Source organism: Priestia sp. YIM B13552 (assembly GCF_042787775.1).
Lineage (GTDB): Bacteria > Bacillota > Bacilli > Bacillales > Bacillaceae_H > Priestia > Priestia megaterium_E.
The window spans coordinates 92,568-105,962 of the sequence record NZ_JBHZOU010000005.1 but is presented as its reverse complement, the minus strand read 5'-3'; the positions used below and the strand labels follow the sequence as shown (position 1 = coordinate 105,962).

20 protein-coding genes are annotated in these 13,395 nt (G+C 38.7%); 6 read left to right on the top strand and 14 right to left on the bottom strand.

Going from position 1 to position 13,395, the window contains the following annotated elements; all coding sequences use genetic code 11:
* Positions 1 to 19 precede the first annotated feature (19 nt).
* From ACFX40_RS19675 to gvpJ, 9 genes are read right to left on the bottom strand one after another with little or no spacing between them, the layout of a single operon-like run.
* Positions 20 to 148 (bottom strand): hypothetical protein, encoded by a 129-nt coding sequence (locus tag ACFX40_RS19675; RefSeq protein WP_255257713.1) that lies wholly within the window; start codon positions 146 to 148, stop codon positions 20 to 22.
* A gap of 32 nt (positions 149 to 180) precedes the next feature.
* Positions 181 to 498 carry a gas vesicle protein gene (locus tag ACFX40_RS19670; protein WP_016764858.1) on the bottom strand — a complete coding sequence of 106 codons (318 nt, stop codon included), beginning with the start codon at positions 496 to 498 and terminating at the stop codon, positions 181 to 183.
* A gap of 14 nt (positions 499 to 512) precedes the next feature.
* Positions 513 to 797, bottom strand: coding sequence for a gas vesicle protein K (locus ACFX40_RS19665; RefSeq protein ID WP_028409281.1), 285 nt, complete (start codon positions 795 to 797; stop codon positions 513 to 515).
* Positions 787 to 1,038: a gas vesicle protein gene (locus ACFX40_RS19660; RefSeq protein ID WP_028409280.1), complete on the bottom strand. Its 252-nt coding sequence runs from the start codon at positions 1,036 to 1,038 to the stop codon at positions 787 to 789. The genes ACFX40_RS19665 and ACFX40_RS19660 overlap by 11 nt, the downstream gene beginning before the upstream one ends.
* Positions 1,035 to 1,859: a GvpL/GvpF family gas vesicle protein gene (locus tag ACFX40_RS19655; RefSeq protein ID WP_377255928.1), complete on the bottom strand. Its 825-nt coding sequence runs from the start codon at positions 1,857 to 1,859 to the stop codon at positions 1,035 to 1,037. The genes ACFX40_RS19660 and ACFX40_RS19655 overlap by 4 nt, the downstream gene beginning before the upstream one ends.
* Positions 1,860 to 1,868: 9 nt before the next feature.
* Positions 1,869 to 2,126: a gas vesicle protein GvpG gene (locus tag ACFX40_RS19650; protein WP_014459264.1), complete on the bottom strand. Its 258-nt coding sequence runs from the start codon at positions 2,124 to 2,126 to the stop codon at positions 1,869 to 1,871.
* Positions 2,123 to 2,893 (bottom strand): GvpL/GvpF family gas vesicle protein, encoded by a 771-nt coding sequence (locus tag ACFX40_RS19645; protein ID WP_377255925.1) that lies wholly within the window; start codon positions 2,891 to 2,893, stop codon positions 2,123 to 2,125. The genes ACFX40_RS19650 and ACFX40_RS19645 overlap by 4 nt, the downstream gene beginning before the upstream one ends.
* Positions 2,894 to 2,916: 23 nt before the next feature.
* Positions 2,917 to 3,180, bottom strand: coding sequence for a gas vesicle protein GvpO (locus ACFX40_RS19640; RefSeq protein ID WP_013057922.1), 264 nt, complete (start codon positions 3,178 to 3,180; stop codon positions 2,917 to 2,919).
* A gap of 23 nt (positions 3,181 to 3,203) precedes the next feature.
* A complete protein-coding gene (gene gvpJ, locus ACFX40_RS19635; RefSeq protein ID WP_028409276.1) occupies positions 3,204 to 3,482 on the bottom strand; it encodes a gas vesicle protein GvpJ in 279 nt (92 codons plus the stop codon).
* 432 nt (positions 3,483 to 3,914) lie between these two features.
* Between gvpJ and ACFX40_RS19630 the strand changes: the two genes are divergently transcribed.
* Positions 3,915 to 4,739: an SPL family radical SAM protein gene (locus tag ACFX40_RS19630; protein WP_098334364.1), complete on the top strand. Its 825-nt coding sequence runs from the start codon at positions 3,915 to 3,917 to the stop codon at positions 4,737 to 4,739.
* Between the two features lie 35 nt (positions 4,740 to 4,774).
* Here ACFX40_RS19630 and ACFX40_RS19625 read toward each other — a convergent pair whose 3' ends face one another.
* Positions 4,775 to 5,158 (bottom strand): nuclear transport factor 2 family protein, encoded by a 384-nt coding sequence (locus ACFX40_RS19625; RefSeq protein WP_028409274.1) that lies wholly within the window; start codon positions 5,156 to 5,158, stop codon positions 4,775 to 4,777.
* Positions 5,159 to 5,176: 18 nt separating this feature from the next.
* Positions 5,177 to 5,656, bottom strand: coding sequence for an RrF2 family transcriptional regulator (locus tag ACFX40_RS19620; protein ID WP_028409273.1), 480 nt, complete (start codon positions 5,654 to 5,656; stop codon positions 5,177 to 5,179).
* Between the two features lie 160 nt (positions 5,657 to 5,816).
* Here ACFX40_RS19620 and ACFX40_RS19615 point away from each other — a divergent pair, with 160 nt between their 5' ends.
* Together ACFX40_RS19615 and ACFX40_RS19610 are read left to right on the top strand one after the other, a co-directional pair.
* Positions 5,817 to 6,800 (top strand): LacI family DNA-binding transcriptional regulator, encoded by a 984-nt coding sequence (locus ACFX40_RS19615; RefSeq protein WP_028409272.1) that lies wholly within the window; start codon positions 5,817 to 5,819, stop codon positions 6,798 to 6,800.
* Positions 6,801 to 7,073: 273 nt separating this feature from the next.
* The gene (locus ACFX40_RS19610) at positions 7,074 to 7,757 is read left to right on the top strand and encodes a TerC family protein (protein ID WP_028409271.1); all 684 of its coding nucleotides are present in this window, start codon (positions 7,074 to 7,076) and stop codon (positions 7,755 to 7,757) included.
* A gap of 35 nt (positions 7,758 to 7,792) precedes the next feature.
* Here the strand turns inward: ACFX40_RS19610 and ACFX40_RS19605 are convergent, their stop codons facing one another.
* The gene (locus tag ACFX40_RS19605) at positions 7,793 to 8,344 is read right to left on the bottom strand and encodes a helix-turn-helix domain-containing protein (RefSeq protein ID WP_013057914.1); all 552 of its coding nucleotides are present in this window, start codon (positions 8,342 to 8,344) and stop codon (positions 7,793 to 7,795) included.
* Between the two features lie 95 nt (positions 8,345 to 8,439).
* On the opposite strand from ACFX40_RS19605, the gene ACFX40_RS19600 reads away from it, so the two are divergent.
* The 3 genes from ACFX40_RS19600 to ACFX40_RS19590 all read left to right on the top strand — a co-directional run bounded on the left by ACFX40_RS19600 (position 8,440) and on the right by ACFX40_RS19590 (position 11,842).
* Positions 8,440 to 9,165, top strand: coding sequence for an AzlC family ABC transporter permease (locus ACFX40_RS19600; protein WP_028409270.1), 726 nt, complete (start codon positions 8,440 to 8,442; stop codon positions 9,163 to 9,165).
* Positions 9,162 to 9,491, top strand: coding sequence for an AzlD domain-containing protein (locus ACFX40_RS19595; RefSeq protein ID WP_263034011.1), 330 nt, complete (start codon positions 9,162 to 9,164; stop codon positions 9,489 to 9,491). Before ACFX40_RS19600 ends, ACFX40_RS19595 begins: the two co-directional genes overlap by 4 nt.
* A 452-nt stretch (positions 9,492 to 9,943) precedes the next feature.
* On the top strand, positions 9,944 to 11,842 hold the full coding sequence (locus ACFX40_RS19590; RefSeq protein WP_377255922.1) for an endonuclease MutS2: 1,899 nt from the start codon (positions 9,944 to 9,946) through the stop codon (positions 11,840 to 11,842).
* Between the two features lie 185 nt (positions 11,843 to 12,027).
* Here the strand turns inward: ACFX40_RS19590 and ACFX40_RS19585 are convergent, their stop codons facing one another.
* Together ACFX40_RS19585 and ACFX40_RS19580 are read right to left on the bottom strand one after the other, a co-directional pair.
* Complete coding sequence (locus ACFX40_RS19585; protein WP_098332074.1) at positions 12,028 to 12,441, bottom strand: DUF1259 domain-containing protein; 414 nt, start codon at positions 12,439 to 12,441, stop codon at positions 12,028 to 12,030.
* A gap of 114 nt (positions 12,442 to 12,555) precedes the next feature.
* Entirely contained in the window at positions 12,556 to 13,212 is a 657-nt protein-coding gene (locus ACFX40_RS19580) for a DUF975 family protein (protein WP_043981401.1), read from the bottom strand.
* Positions 13,213 to 13,395: the final 183 nt, after the last annotated feature.

Below are 13,395 nucleotides of genomic sequence, written 5' to 3'. Positions count from 1 at the left end.
AAGCATTTCTCTTTTGATTCTATGAATCTGGATTAAGCGAAGTATGCGTATACTCGGGCATACGCTCTTCTTTTTCCGTTAGCTGAGTATCGGGGCTTTGCTGCTCTTCTGAAATAGGAGACAGCGTAGATTTTTGTTCAGGATTCATGTTTGTTATTCCTCCTTATATAAAGTGAGCTGTTAATCAAGCGAAAGCAAATCATCTTGAATTCGCTGTGTTAAAGATGCCACTTGCTGCGTTAAACTGTCATTTTCCGCCTGGAGTTTTTGATAAGACTGATTTGCTTTTGAACATAGGTAAGGGTCTGTTTCCCACCAGTCCATGCCAATTTCTCTTGCTTTATCAATAGAAGCGACAAGCAGCCGGATTTTGATTGTTAAGAGTTCAACATCAGCAATTTGCACTTTAATATCTCCAGCAATAACAAGACCTTTATCTAATACTTTTTCTAATACTTCTACAATGGTGCCCAGATGCCCGTTATGTTCCGCCGCCATTTTTTCACTCCTTGTTATAACACTTTTCCTAGGGGACCTAGATCAATATTTAAATCTTCATTTGTAAAGCTAAACACTGATTTTAGCTCCTCCATTTTGTTCTCTAACTTCATCAACGCCACGCCCAGGTCTTCGATTTGAGCATCCGTCAGGTTTCCGCTGTCGACTCGACGAATCGCATGCTTTTCAATGAGCTGCCGCAGTAATTCAATGACAGTTAAAACAAGCTGCGCTAGGCCTTGTTCAGCATTTTCCGCACTCAGCTCAATGCGGCCGTTTCGTTTGAGGTTATTTTCCATTTCGCAACGCCTCCGTTTCCTGTTCAAGCTGCCGAGAAGAAATGATTTGACGATCATGAGAGCCTATCAGCGTTTCTACAGAAGAAATCAATACCCGCAAATCAAGATAGACTAAATCAATTCCGGCAATTGAAATCAATAAATCACCTTTAATGGCAATTCCTTTATCGAGGATCACATCTAATATATCAATGAGGGCGATGTCCTTTTGCTCCAGCGTTTGTTTTCGCAGCGATGTCATCCCGCATCTTTCTCCGAGCGCAGAGTGTCGATATGATAAGCAGGCCATGGTCCCGTTACTTCGATGTTCAGTCCCATTTCACTATAAAACGTTTGCTTGTCGCTAATGGCTTTTAAAAACGATTCTACATTGTTCTTTGAAAGAAGGTAGATGCTGTTCCAGCACATGCTGTAGCTCTCGCCGGTTATTTTTTGACTCCAGTTATTTTTGATTGTGTGGTAAGCGGCGTGGGGGCTTATCTCACTGTGTAAATGATCACAAAGCGACAGCTGTTCTTTTTCTGTTTCTTCTTCGATCAGCTTTTCTATCTTTTTACGTTCAAAAAACTGCCTGCCTGGAGGCAGCGTATTTATTTCTTCTTTTTTCTTTTGGATCGTTTCATTGTTCGTTAGCAGATAGTTCTTTAAAGAATTCGTATGGGCATATACTTTTATATTCCATTCTTCAGATCTTTTTAAAAGATGAAGAGAAGAGAGGGTTTTTTCTTTGTTATCAGCAATACTTTTTTGACAGCTATCCTTGCTTTTGTAGACCGTACAAAATTTCATGGGAAGAAGCGTGTAGTGACTTTGTAAGAAAAGAAGAGTCTCATGGTGATGCATGGCTTTGTCTTGCAGCCATTTCATATCGTGCTCGATCTTTTCTTTCAGTATTTCTTCCGAATACTCATCGCTTGGCAAGTCGCATACAAATGCGGTAATGTCATCAAAGCAAAGAGCATAGATAGGATTGTTCTCATCCATGCCTTTAAGGGAAGAAAAGGGGATTTGCTTGGCTTCTTCCGTTGGAACTAGACCATATAAATAAATGAGCTTTTCCATCTTTTAACCTCACTTTTGTTTCTTCGTCATTGATTCCCATCTTTTTAATTCATATTCCTTTGCAGCTTCATATCTCAGCAGCAGTTCTTTTTCTTTTTCCATATATGCATCTTCTGGTATTTCTCCAAGCTCATACATCATTTGAAGATGAACGATTTTTTGCTGAATAAAAGAGACATCGTAAAGTTCTTTATCCGCTTCTTCCTTGATTTTCTGTCCGACTTTTACAATGAGCGTAACAGGAGACAGCAGCAGTTTATGAATCATACATTCTCTTCTACTTTTAATTGAATATTGATAAAGTTATAAGCAGCCCACGGCCCGGAGTATTTAAAATCTGCTTTGTGCTTCCATTTTTCATACAGGTCATTTACACGTTCATCAAACGCTGCTTCTTTTTTTCGGTCAATTAAAAAAGAAGCGTTCAAAAGCATTGTTTCGACAATAGGAGGGTTTAGCTTAGACGCTTCAGCTATCGGTTCTAACTGTTCATACAGTTCGTTTTTACAGTCGTGCTGAAGCTTTAAAAAGAATTTCTGAGCTGTTTCTCCGTGGGCAATTTGTTTATAAAAATCAGCACTGGCAGAACGCTGGTTTCGTACTTGGTGCAAAGAAGAATCTTGATTCACTTTTTGTTTCAGCCAGTCCGGTTTCCCAATTACTTTTAGTCCGACTTCTATTTTTCCTTTTAACTGTGGGAAAAGAGAGGCGAACTGTGGATATAAGTTTTCTAACAGCATTTCAACATCTTGTTGGCTATGAAACACATTGCCAAAGCTGATGGGAATAACGGAATCATGTTCATTCATTACTTTGGAAATCACCTGCTGGTGCGCTGTGACGTTCTCTTTTGTAGGGTGATAAATTTTAAGAGGAAAGGCAGCGGCCACTATAGCGGCATCTCGGTAATGAATGGTAAAAGTAGCTCTTTCTTGATGATCAATCGTGACGCTGCCAAACGTATGCGTCTCGGTGGCGGGAATACTGCAAAAAATATAAATGCCCGTTTCTTCACTCATCGATTTCTGTTTCATTCCTTTCCATTAAAATAATCAGCTTACTTCTCTGCTGGAGAGCTTCGATAGCGCAGGCTGGTGCGTGAAAAAGACGTGATGTTATGCTGCTTATTGACCAGCACTTCATAGATACCGAGCAGTTCATCTTTTGCATAGCGCCTCATATACTCCTGTTCTTCAAATGCTTCAAGTGTTATTTTCCATCCTCCATTTTGAATCGATTCATACGAAATAATTCGGTGAGGAGGAGCGACGTGTTCTTTAAAAAAATCAGTTACGGATTCCATGATTTCGGCTACTTTCACTTCTCTAATCCACCTTTATGAGTTTATAAATCTAAATCTTGTAAAAGGTTCAGCTGTTCAAGTTTCTTTCCGCTGTTATTCGAAGAAAGAAACTCTTCTCTTTCATTATGAAGCAGCCGAACTGCCTCGGCGTACCTCAGCCATGTGTCTACGCTCGCAATTACGATTCTGGCTTCAATGGTAATTAATTCAATACCAATAACGGAAATGCGCGCGAATACGTCAATTACGACACCTTTATCTAAAATTCGCTCCACCACTTCAGCTAGACTAGAGAAATCGTTTGATTTGTGAATCGTCATGATGAAAAATCCTCTCATGTTGCATAGTAGAATAAATACGTTTGCTAATCTTGCTATTAATGTGTGTGATATTGTAAAAAATATACAAATAAAACGTGCATAAATTAAAAATAGTATAAAATACCATGATTATTTTTGTTTAGATACGGGTAGAGTTAAGTACATTACTTTTATCCATTGATGAATGAAAACACATACATAAAAAACAAAGGGAGTGGAGAAAGATGAGAAAAGAAGAGCAGCCGGTATTATCTGATTTTATTGAAAAGGACCAATTTGAGTTAAATTCATATTTAACCTCTTTACTTGAAACGACAAGTGAAAAGAAAGAAACTCAAAGTTGATGAATTGAAAATATAAAAAACTACTTTCCATATGGAAAGTAGTTTTTTCATTTGCGAACTTGATATATTGGACAACGAGGTGAGAAAGATGAACAAAAGAGACGTGGTTTCGAGAAGTATTTTAACAAAAGCGACCGGCTTTTTGGCATCTGGTTATACTCATAGTTTAAATCCGTATGCCGGATGTGCATTTTCCTGCAAATTTTGCTACGTGCGAGAGCTGCCAATTCAGCGTTTTAAAGAGATGGAGTGGGGGACATGGCTAGAGCTGAAGGTCAACGCAGCTGAAGTCTATCAAAAAGAAATACAAAAACTGCGAAAAAAAGAGCAGCCGGTGCGCATCTTTATGTCTTCAGCGACAGATCCCTATCAGCCTGCTGAGCGTAAAGCAGGCATCACACGTGCCCTTTTAGAAACGATGATCAATCATCCACCTGATTTTTTATTGATTCAAACAAGGTCGCCCCTTGTGACGAGGGATATCGATTTGCTTTTACAGCTTCAAAAAGTATGTGATCTTCGCGTATCGATGACTGTTGAAACGGACCGAGAAGATGTAAAACAAATTTTTTCTCCTTATGCTCCGGGGATGAAACTTCGTATGAACGCGTTAAAAAAAGTAAAAGAAAGCGGAATTTCAACGCAAGTAACCATTGCTCCAATGCTTCCTTTCACGCCTGAATTCCCTAAAAAAATAGAAGGAATGATGGACCGAATTTGCATTGATACCTTGTACTTAGGAGACGGTTCCTTAGGTAAAACGTCTAAAAGGCTAGGGATGCCGGAATTATTTGAGAAGTACGGTTTCCTAGACTGGTATGACAAAGACATTCATGTCAAAGCCATTCGTTATTTTGAAAAATTTTATCCTTCTTCGATGATTTATCTTTCTCAAGAGGGATTTGCCCCGTAAAAAAAGAAGGGCTAGAAGAGCCCTTCTTTTTTGTATTAGTTTTTATACGTATCAAACATGTTTGTATCGTCAGGTACGTTTTCTAAGTAGCTGATTTTTCCGCTGTCATCTAGCTTAGCAATATCTTTTCCCGTTTGAGTAAAGACGCTGCCAGATGCACGTTTTCCGCACACTGCCCAAGGCGTTTCAAACTTATCTGTACCTTCAACTGCTTTCCAGCCTTCGAACATATGCTTAATATCAGCGTTTTCTTTAAACACCATTTTCACAAACAGCTTCCAGTTTTCAATGCCTTGCTTTTCGTGGCCGTTTAAGACAAATACGATATCGTCTGAAAAAAGTCCTACTAATTCTTCAAATGCTTGTTCGCTTGTACGTGATTGATCGAATAAATCAAAATATCTATTTAAGTTTTCCATGATGATCTCCTTTGGGTGCTACAGCACCATTTTTTCTTCTACTGTTGCTTTTAACATGTCCAGGTTTTCTTTCGGACATTTTTTGTTAATTTCATTTGTGAGCGTAGCAATGGTTTGCCGTTTTAAGATAGACTGCCACGAAGATTCAGCTTCTTCCATTAAATCGGATAATAAGCAAATATCTTTGTCTTTTAAGTTAAGCATGTCGTGAAAAATACCGCTTGATGAGTAAAGAGACTGCTTACCTTCAATGGCTACGTATACGTCATAAATACGAATTTTTTCCGGCGTTTTTTTTAAGCGAAATCCACCTTTGCTACCAGGAACGGAAGCAAGTAAATCAGCGCTAACCAGCTTGCGAAGAAGCTTTTGAAAATACGTAGGCGAGCCCCCAAGCTGAGTGCTGATGACATCTCCTGGCAACACAGCTTTTTCAGGCAAAAACGTAAGAAGCAAAATGGCATATACCGATTGCTCAACGCCTGTTTTCATATGCAAAAACATCATCTCCTGCTTTATGTGTACAACGTGGATAATGATTATCCGCGTTTAGGTTATCATACCGCTTATGAATCAAAAAGTAAAGCAGTTACTTAATATGCACGCGATATTCGTGTATACTGTGAAAGAAGCAGCAACAAAATACGGAGATGAGAGAATGACAACTATTGCAGATATCGCTCGGCTTGCAGGAGTAGCAAAAAGCACTGTATCCCGCTACCTTAACGGAGGGTCTGTGAGCGATGCGACAAAACGAAAAATCGAAGAGATTATTAAAGAAACAAACTATAGCCCAAATGCGTTTGCTCAAAGCTTAAAAGCAAAAAAAACAAACATCATTGGTGTAATTGTTCCGCGCATGGGTTCTTTTGCGACTTCCCGCACATTAGATGGTATTGACCAAGAACTTAGAGACCACCACTATCAAATGATTATTTCCAATTCTAATCAAGATTTAGAAAGAGAAATCGAAAATATCTATACGCTGGCTAAGCAGAAGGTAGCAGGTATTATTCTTCTTGCCGTTCAAATCACAAAAGCTCATTTGGAAGCGTTCCGCACAATTTCAATTCCCGTTTTGTTAATTGGACAGCAGCATGAAGAAGTCCATAGTTTAATTCACCAAGACTACGAGGCTGCATGCGACATTGGAAGGTACATAGGAGAAAAAGGACATAAAAAAATCGCTTTTTTAGGCGTAACCGAAAAAGACATAGCTGTAGGTGTAAAGCGAAAAGAAGGCGTAAAGGAAGGTCTTAAAGACAGAGACTGCGAGATCCGCTGTTATCAAACAAGCTTTAGCATGAGCGATGCAATCGGGGCCGCTACGGCTGTGATGAAAGAATTTAATCCGTCCATCATTGTATGTGCGACCGATAACATTGCGCTTGGCACATTAAAGGCAGCTTATTTAAACGGACTGCGCGTTCCGCAAGATGTATCCATTACCGGCTTTGGAGGCTACGAAATTACAGGTGTGATTCATCCCAGCTTAACAACCGTAAAATATTACTATAAAGAAGCGGGACAAATGGGGGCACAGCGAATTATTAAGCTAGTCAACGGAGAAGAAGTCGAAAAGCTTACACTTTCTAACTATGAATTGATTGAAAGAGAAAGCGTTGACAATCGCTTTGCATAAAAAAACGATTGACAGAATGTAGGAGATGCTATAGTATAAGTGGTGTAAATACAAACAAATAATTGAACGTATCTCCTAAAGGGGAGTAGCTTTAACAGCAAAGTCGTCATTACAGAGATTATCTCTCGGCTTTGTTGGCGACATTATGTTGTTAGCAAGACCTTTACCGCTTATTTGGTAAGGGTCTTTTTTGTATTCAATTATAAAAAGGGAGGAAAAGGCTCGGACATTTAGAGAAGAAACGTTACATAAAAAGAGAAGGTGGAGGTAACTATGGAGGAACTAATTGGCGTATCAGTGCAAGGTTTGCTGCAAATTATTTTTCTTGATTTAATTTTAAGCGGGGATAACGCAATTGTTATTGCAATGGCGGCTCGTAACGTACCAAAAGATTTACAAAAAAGAGCGATTTTAATTGGAACAGGCGGCGCAATTGGTCTTCGATTATTATTTGCGGCTATTATTGTCCCTTTATTGAAAATTCCATTAATCGGAGCGGTCGGCGGTTTAATGCTAGTATGGATTGCATATAAATTATTAGCGGACAATCACGATCACGGCGACAATCCTAAAGGTGGAGCAACGGTATGGAGCGCGGTTAAAACGATCATTATTGCAGATGCGGTCATGTCATTAGATAACGTATTAGCTCTAGCAGGTGTAGCTCACGAATTTGTCCCGATTATGATTGGTGTATTAATTTCAATTCCGATTATTATTTGGGGAAGCAGCTTTATCATGAAAGCAATGGAAAAATTTCCGATTATTATATACGCTGGAGCGGCGATGCTTGCATGGTCTGCTGGAAAAATGATTGTTGAAGATAAAATTATCGGCGGATTTGTTCCAAGTACAGCTTTACATCTCGCTGTTCAAGTTATCTTAACTATTGCAGTTGTAGGCATTGGGTACATGAAAAACAAAAAAATGAAAAAAGAACAAGCCCACGCAGCTTAAAAAAAGAGCGTACGGATGATCCGTACGCTCTTTTTTTATGATTCGGGGTAGTGCATAAGTAAAAAAAAGCTTGCTTCTTCTTCAGAAGAATTGATATAGCTGTGAGAGGTATTTCCTGAAAAATGAAGGGCGTCTCCCGAGACTAATTCATGTTCTTCATTTTCAAAACGAACCGTTAATTCGCCTTCTTTAATAAGTAAGTATTCATCTCCTAAATGAGTTTTCGCTTCGTGCACGCATCCAGGCTTTAATGTGACGATGTAAATTTCAAACTTTTTTTCCGGATGATAAGGAAAAAAAGAATATACTAAGTAATCACCTTTGTTGTCCGTGATGGGATCTAGCTGTTTTATGCTTACTTTCTGCACATCCGGGGTGTCTTCTTTCATAAATACAGAAAAAGAGACTTGAAGGCCGTTGGCGATTTTCCAAAGCGTGGTAACCGTGGGACTGGATTTACCCTTTTCAATTTGTGCAAGCATTGCTTTACTAACACCGGTTAATTCGGAAACTTGATCAAGCGTCAAATTTCGATTTTTTCGTAATTTAACAAGATTTTTAGCAATAATATCTTGAATCGCGTCCATTGTTGTACTCCTTTAATTATTATAAAGATAGTATAACATACCGTTGTTTAATATAACGTATAGATGTATAATATAACAGAAAAGGAGGGAGTACGGTGATTGCAGAAAAAGCAGTACAGCAAAGAGAAAAAGTGGACTTAACGTTCAGACAAGGGGCTAAGGATTGTATCCCTACGCTACTCGGTTACATAAGCATAGGGCTTGCGGCTGGGATCGTTGGAGTATCCTCGCATCTTTCCGTTATGGAAGTTGCTTTATTATCAGCGCTCGTGTATGCCGGGGCAGCACAGTTTATTATTTGTGCACTGATGGTTGCAAACAGCTCGATTTCAGCTATTATTCTCACAACATTTATTGTAAACTTACGACACTTTCTTTTGAGCGCTACGGTCGCGCCTGAATTTACAAAATATTCGTTATTAAAAAACGTCGGAATTGGAGCCCTTCTAACGGACGAATCATTTGGGGTGTCTTCAAGTAAAATTGCAAAAGGTGAGCCAATTAATGACCGCTGGATGAACGGATTAAATATAACGGCTTACGTCAGCTGGATTATCGCCTGTACGACAGGAGCTATTTTTGGCCATATGCTATCTAACCCGGAAGCCTTTGGGTTTGATTTTGCCTTAACAGCTATGTTTTTAGCTCTGCTTGTTTTACAAATCGAAAGCGTGTTACCTTCAAAGCTTAATCATTACTTACGTTTAATTCTTTATATGGCGATTATTATGATTGTGCTGTCTTTTTTCGTACCCTCACATGTGGCCGTATTGATTTCAACGATTATTGTAGCGACAATTGGGGTGGTGACGGATAAATGAGCATCCACTACCCAACACTCATCGTTATTTTAGGGTGTGCCCTTGTTACCGTAGTTCCTCGCATTGTTCCGTTTTTAGTTGTACGTAACATCGCGCTGCCAGAGCCCGTATTAAAATGGTTGTCCTATATTCCTATTTGTATTTTAACTGCACTTGTTGCAGAAAACTTTATCATTCAAGCAAATGACAGCGTAAAGATTAACTGGCCCGTCATTATCGTAGTCATTCCAACCTTACTGATTGCCCTGAAAACAAAAAGTTTATCCATCACCGTTATTAGCGGAGTTGGAATGATGGCGCTGCTTCGTTTTTTTCTTTTATCATGAAAGCTCAAGTTATGCTCTTGAGCTTTTTTACTGTCTCCTTTACGCACGCTTTTTCATATAGTATGATAAGAGTGTAAATTAGAAGCCAATGAAAACTAAAATATAGATGAGGTGCTTTTATGAGCGGAGTAGTATCTAAATAGGAACAATTGAATGAAATAAATTAAATAAGCAAGACGGGTATTTTTTGGAGAATGAAGGTACCCTTTATTTGCTTATGGATTTATTTCACTGCCTATGAAGATACCTACAATGCTTTATAAAGGATTCGGCATTTGTCGCGAAAGAGGCGTCTGTTTTTACAGAGCTTTCTTTCGTGATATGTGTTTAGACACCTTATGAACGCAAAAAGCTGTGGGATCACCACAGCTTTTTTTGTTTACCTTTTTCATTGCCTTCTAATAAATAGGTATCTTCATATGTGATGAAAAATCATAGTGAGGAGAAAAACCATGAATACGATGACATTTGAAAAATTACAGTATCAGGAATTAAAAGAAATCGTAAAATCTCACTGCGTAAGTGAGCTGGGAAAAAAATTAATGGATAAACTTCAGCCGAGCACATCTCTTAAAACAGTAAAAAACCGACTTAAAGAAACAACGGAAGCACGAAGACTTCTAGATGCTGAGAAATCACTTCCGCTATCAGGTGTCTCAGGTATAGGAAGAGTCATCGAAAAGCTTGAAAAAGGCATGATTTTAGAGCCCGAAGAGCTAATACGCGTATCCGATTTTTTAAAAGGCTGCAGAAAAGTAAAACAATATATGGTGGATAAAGAATTTTTTGCTTCGCTCTTAAGTTCCTATGCCCATTCGATGAAAGAACTGACAGGTATAGAAGAGGAAATTAATTTTGCGATCAAAGCCGGAAAAGTAGACGCTGAGGCAAGCAAAGAGCTCAAGCGTATCAGAAGACATATAGAAGGAACGGAAGCGAAGATTTCAGAACAGCTTGCGAAATTTTTACGAAACGGGAAAAACAAAGAGTATATTCAAGACTTCTTCATCAGTAAAAAAGGAGACCGCTATACGATTCCGATCAAGGCATCCTATAAAAATCATGTTAGAGGAACGATTGTTGAAACATCTTCTAAAGGGTCAACAGTGTTCATAGAGCCGGCATCTATTACAAAGCTGAATGCGGAACTAGCGATTTTGAAAGCAGAAGAAGAGGTAGAAGAATATCAAATTTTAGCGTTTTTAACAGGTTTAGTGTTAGAGAAGCTAGCTGATATTCATATTAATTTAGAGCTAATTAGCCAATACGACATGGTGTTTGCCAAAGCAAAATACAGTAAACAGGCAGACGGAATCGAACCTAAAATTAATGATTATGGATATATTCATTTAAAAGGCGCATATCACCCGCTGTTAACTGGTAAAATTGTTCCGCTTCACTTCGAAATTGGCGAGAATTATCGAAGCTTAATTATTACCGGACCTAACGCAGGAGGAAAAACCGTTGTCTTAAAAACGATTGGGCTACTGACACTCGCTACAATGTTGGGATTTCATATTACAGCTGATGAAGGAACAGAAATTGCATTGTTTGAGCATATTTTTGTCGATATCGGCGACAACCAAAGTATTGAAAATGCGCTGAGCACCTTTTCTTCACACATGAAAAATATATCGGCTATTTTGCAAAAAGCAACGAACAATACGCTGCTCCTATTCGATGAAATTGGCAGCGGCACCGAACCGAATGAAGGAGCTGCACTTGCGATTGCGATTTTAGAAAAGTTTTATCATATGGGCTGCATAACGGTCGCGACTACGCATTACGGAGAAATTAAGCGTTTCTCAGAAATTCATCCTGACTTTATGAATGCCGCGATGCAGTTCAACAGTAAAACATTAGAACCGCTGTATCAGCTGTTAATTGGCACATCTGGAGAAAGCAATGCGCTTTGGATTTCAAAGAAGATGAAGGTAGCAGAAGAGATTTTACAAAAAGCAAAGTTCTATATGGAAAGCAAATCGTATGATACAGAAGTCGTCAGAAAAAATAAAATAAAAAAACCCACTATTTTGAAGGAACAGAAAAAAGACCGTGTTGAATACCAAATAGGAGATCGAGTCAAACTGTTAGATTATGAAAATCATGCGATTGTGTATAAGTCTAAAGACAACACAAACAATATAGTCGTACTCTATCAGAATGAGTTAATTGAAGTAAACGTTAAGCGAGTAGCTCTTGAAATCAAAGCTGCTGAATTATATCCCGAAGGTTATGACCTCAATTCGTTATTTATTAGCTATAAAGATCGAAAAGAACAGCATGATCTGCAGCGAGGATCAAAAAAAGCATTGCGGAAAATTGAAAAAGATATACGCGAAAATAGATAAAGCAGAAGCCCAGCACTTATAAGAAAGTGCTGGGTTTTGTTTTTATGCAGCTTCTCAAAAATACATAGCGCCCTTTTGTTAATGACTTAAAAGGTAAGGAGGTTTCCTTTAGCTATATTAGTAATCTATAGGTATTAAACGCATCTCTCACCTCTCTAATGTACCTGAGAGATGCGTTTAATAAATTATTCGTTTGTCGGAACGGGAAGACTCTTGAGGGTTGTAAAACAAAAAGCCATTTTTTTCGCAAAATGTAAAGGAGGCTCTACAGATTGAATATGAAGATACATAAGGACCGGTTCTGTAAAAAGCCAATGGTTATGCAAAGCGCTTACGATAAGACCTTGCCGCGCAGCAGCTTCTGTAAAACGGGGGATTTCTTCTTGTAAAATAGCAATCTCAGCCAAGTTTAACGCGTTCCCCTGTGCGTCTATCGCCTCAAATGATACACCAACAGGAACAACAGAGCTGCTTTTCCGCCCTTGAACATGAGCTTGAAAGCTTCTTTTAAGCGACACTGAGCATCCTGTTGAACTAACTTTGCTTTTAGCGTTTAAAATCTGGCCAAACTGCTGACAAATTTCACTTGTAGTATACATATAAGCTCCTGCCTTTCTTCTATACTCTTAGTAAGCTTTATGACATCAGAGCTTCACTTATGCAAACCGTGCTCTTATAAAAAAATCCCCTTCACGATGAAGAGGATTTTTTTATTATTCAGCATGCGATGAACGTTCGTTTAACAAATTTTCATAAAAACGGGCAAGTGAAGCAGAAAGGTATGGAATAGACCATAAAAAGCCGATTCCTAGTGTAATAATACTTAATAAAAACCAGCCAAGAAAGCTTAGCAGCAGCAGGAAGTACTGTCCTTTATAGCCATTCATCAACCTGCGGCTTTCTGTAATAGCTTGATTCATCGAGTAAGTAGGGTTGTCTTTACAAATATAGTACGTTTGTGAATATGCCAGTGCTTTAATAATTCCAGGAATCAGTAAAAGCAGTGACCACAGCATCACATAAAGAGTCATAAGTACATAAATTCCTAGTGACTTGACATAAAGACCGAAGTCTTGGAATGTTTTAAACAAATGTCCCAATCGGACAGATTCACCTCGCGCCAAACCTAAAAATGCCCAGTAGTTCGCCATGAGAAGAGGCGAAAAGACAATGGCAAAGGCAGTTGAAATCCATGACGCCGAATCAGATTCATCTTTCATCCAATTGTCATAGCCGCCGCTTGCCACAATTTCAAATGGAATAGGCAGAAGCGTATATACTCCGTACGTCACCACCGTCAGTAGAATCGCAAGTCCCCAGCGATTCTTTAAAGAAGCTTTAGCTTCTCTTTTAATCGTACCGATGTTCATGTTGTTCCTCCTTTAATGTTGCAAAACAGTATCTTTTTGCTTGTATTAACATGTAAACCATGCACAATTGTTAATTTTGTATGAAATGAAAATAATAGTCAATAGGTTCTGAGATGAAAAGCAAAGCTCCTGCGAAAAATTTTTACTAGACAGATAGAAATCGCTAAATAGGTACAATCTGCT

Coding starts and splice junctions, on each gene's coding strand:
- ACFX40_RS19610 (WP_028409271.1), top strand. CDS start 7,074: ATGGAGGAACTAATTGGCGTATCAGTGCAAGGTTTGCTGCAAATTATT.
- ACFX40_RS19655 (WP_377255928.1), bottom strand. CDS start 1,859: ATGGAAAAGCTCATTTATTTATATGGTCTAGTTCCAACGGAAGAAGCC.
- ACFX40_RS19675 (WP_255257713.1), bottom strand. CDS start 148: ATGAATCCTGAACAAAAATCTACGCTGTCTCCTATTTCAGAAGAGCAG.
- ACFX40_RS19650 (WP_014459264.1), bottom strand. CDS start 2,126: ATGATTCATAAACTGCTGCTGTCTCCTGTTACGCTCATTGTAAAAGTC.
- ACFX40_RS19660 (WP_028409280.1), bottom strand. CDS start 1,038: ATGACATCGCTGCGAAAACAAACGCTGGAGCAAAAGGACATCGCCCTC.
- ACFX40_RS19645 (WP_377255925.1), bottom strand. CDS start 2,893: ATGAAACAGAAATCGATGAGTGAAGAAACGGGCATTTATATTTTTTGC.
- gvpJ (WP_028409276.1), bottom strand. CDS start 3,482: ATGACGATTCACAAATCAAACGATTTCTCTAGTCTAGCTGAAGTGGTG.
- ACFX40_RS19665 (WP_028409281.1), bottom strand. CDS start 797: ATGGAAAATAACCTCAAACGAAACGGCCGCATTGAGCTGAGTGCGGAA.
- ACFX40_RS19605 (WP_013057914.1), bottom strand. CDS start 8,344: ATGGACGCGATTCAAGATATTATTGCTAAAAATCTTGTTAAATTACGA.
- ACFX40_RS19670 (WP_016764858.1), bottom strand. CDS start 498: ATGGCGGCGGAACATAACGGGCATCTGGGCACCATTGTAGAAGTATTA.
- ACFX40_RS19580 (WP_043981401.1), bottom strand. CDS start 13,212: ATGAACATCGGTACGATTAAAAGAGAAGCTAAAGCTTCTTTAAAGAAT.
- ACFX40_RS19630 (WP_098334364.1), top strand. CDS start 3,915: ATGAACAAAAGAGACGTGGTTTCGAGAAGTATTTTAACAAAAGCGACC.
- ACFX40_RS19585 (WP_098332074.1), bottom strand. CDS start 12,441: ATGTATACTACAAGTGAAATTTGTCAGCAGTTTGGCCAGATTTTAAAC.
- ACFX40_RS19590 (WP_377255922.1), top strand. CDS start 9,944: ATGAATACGATGACATTTGAAAAATTACAGTATCAGGAATTAAAAGAA.
- ACFX40_RS19595 (WP_263034011.1), top strand. CDS start 9,162: ATGAGCATCCACTACCCAACACTCATCGTTATTTTAGGGTGTGCCCTT.
- ACFX40_RS19615 (WP_028409272.1), top strand. CDS start 5,817: ATGACAACTATTGCAGATATCGCTCGGCTTGCAGGAGTAGCAAAAAGC.
- ACFX40_RS19625 (WP_028409274.1), bottom strand. CDS start 5,158: ATGGAAAACTTAAATAGATATTTTGATTTATTCGATCAATCACGTACA.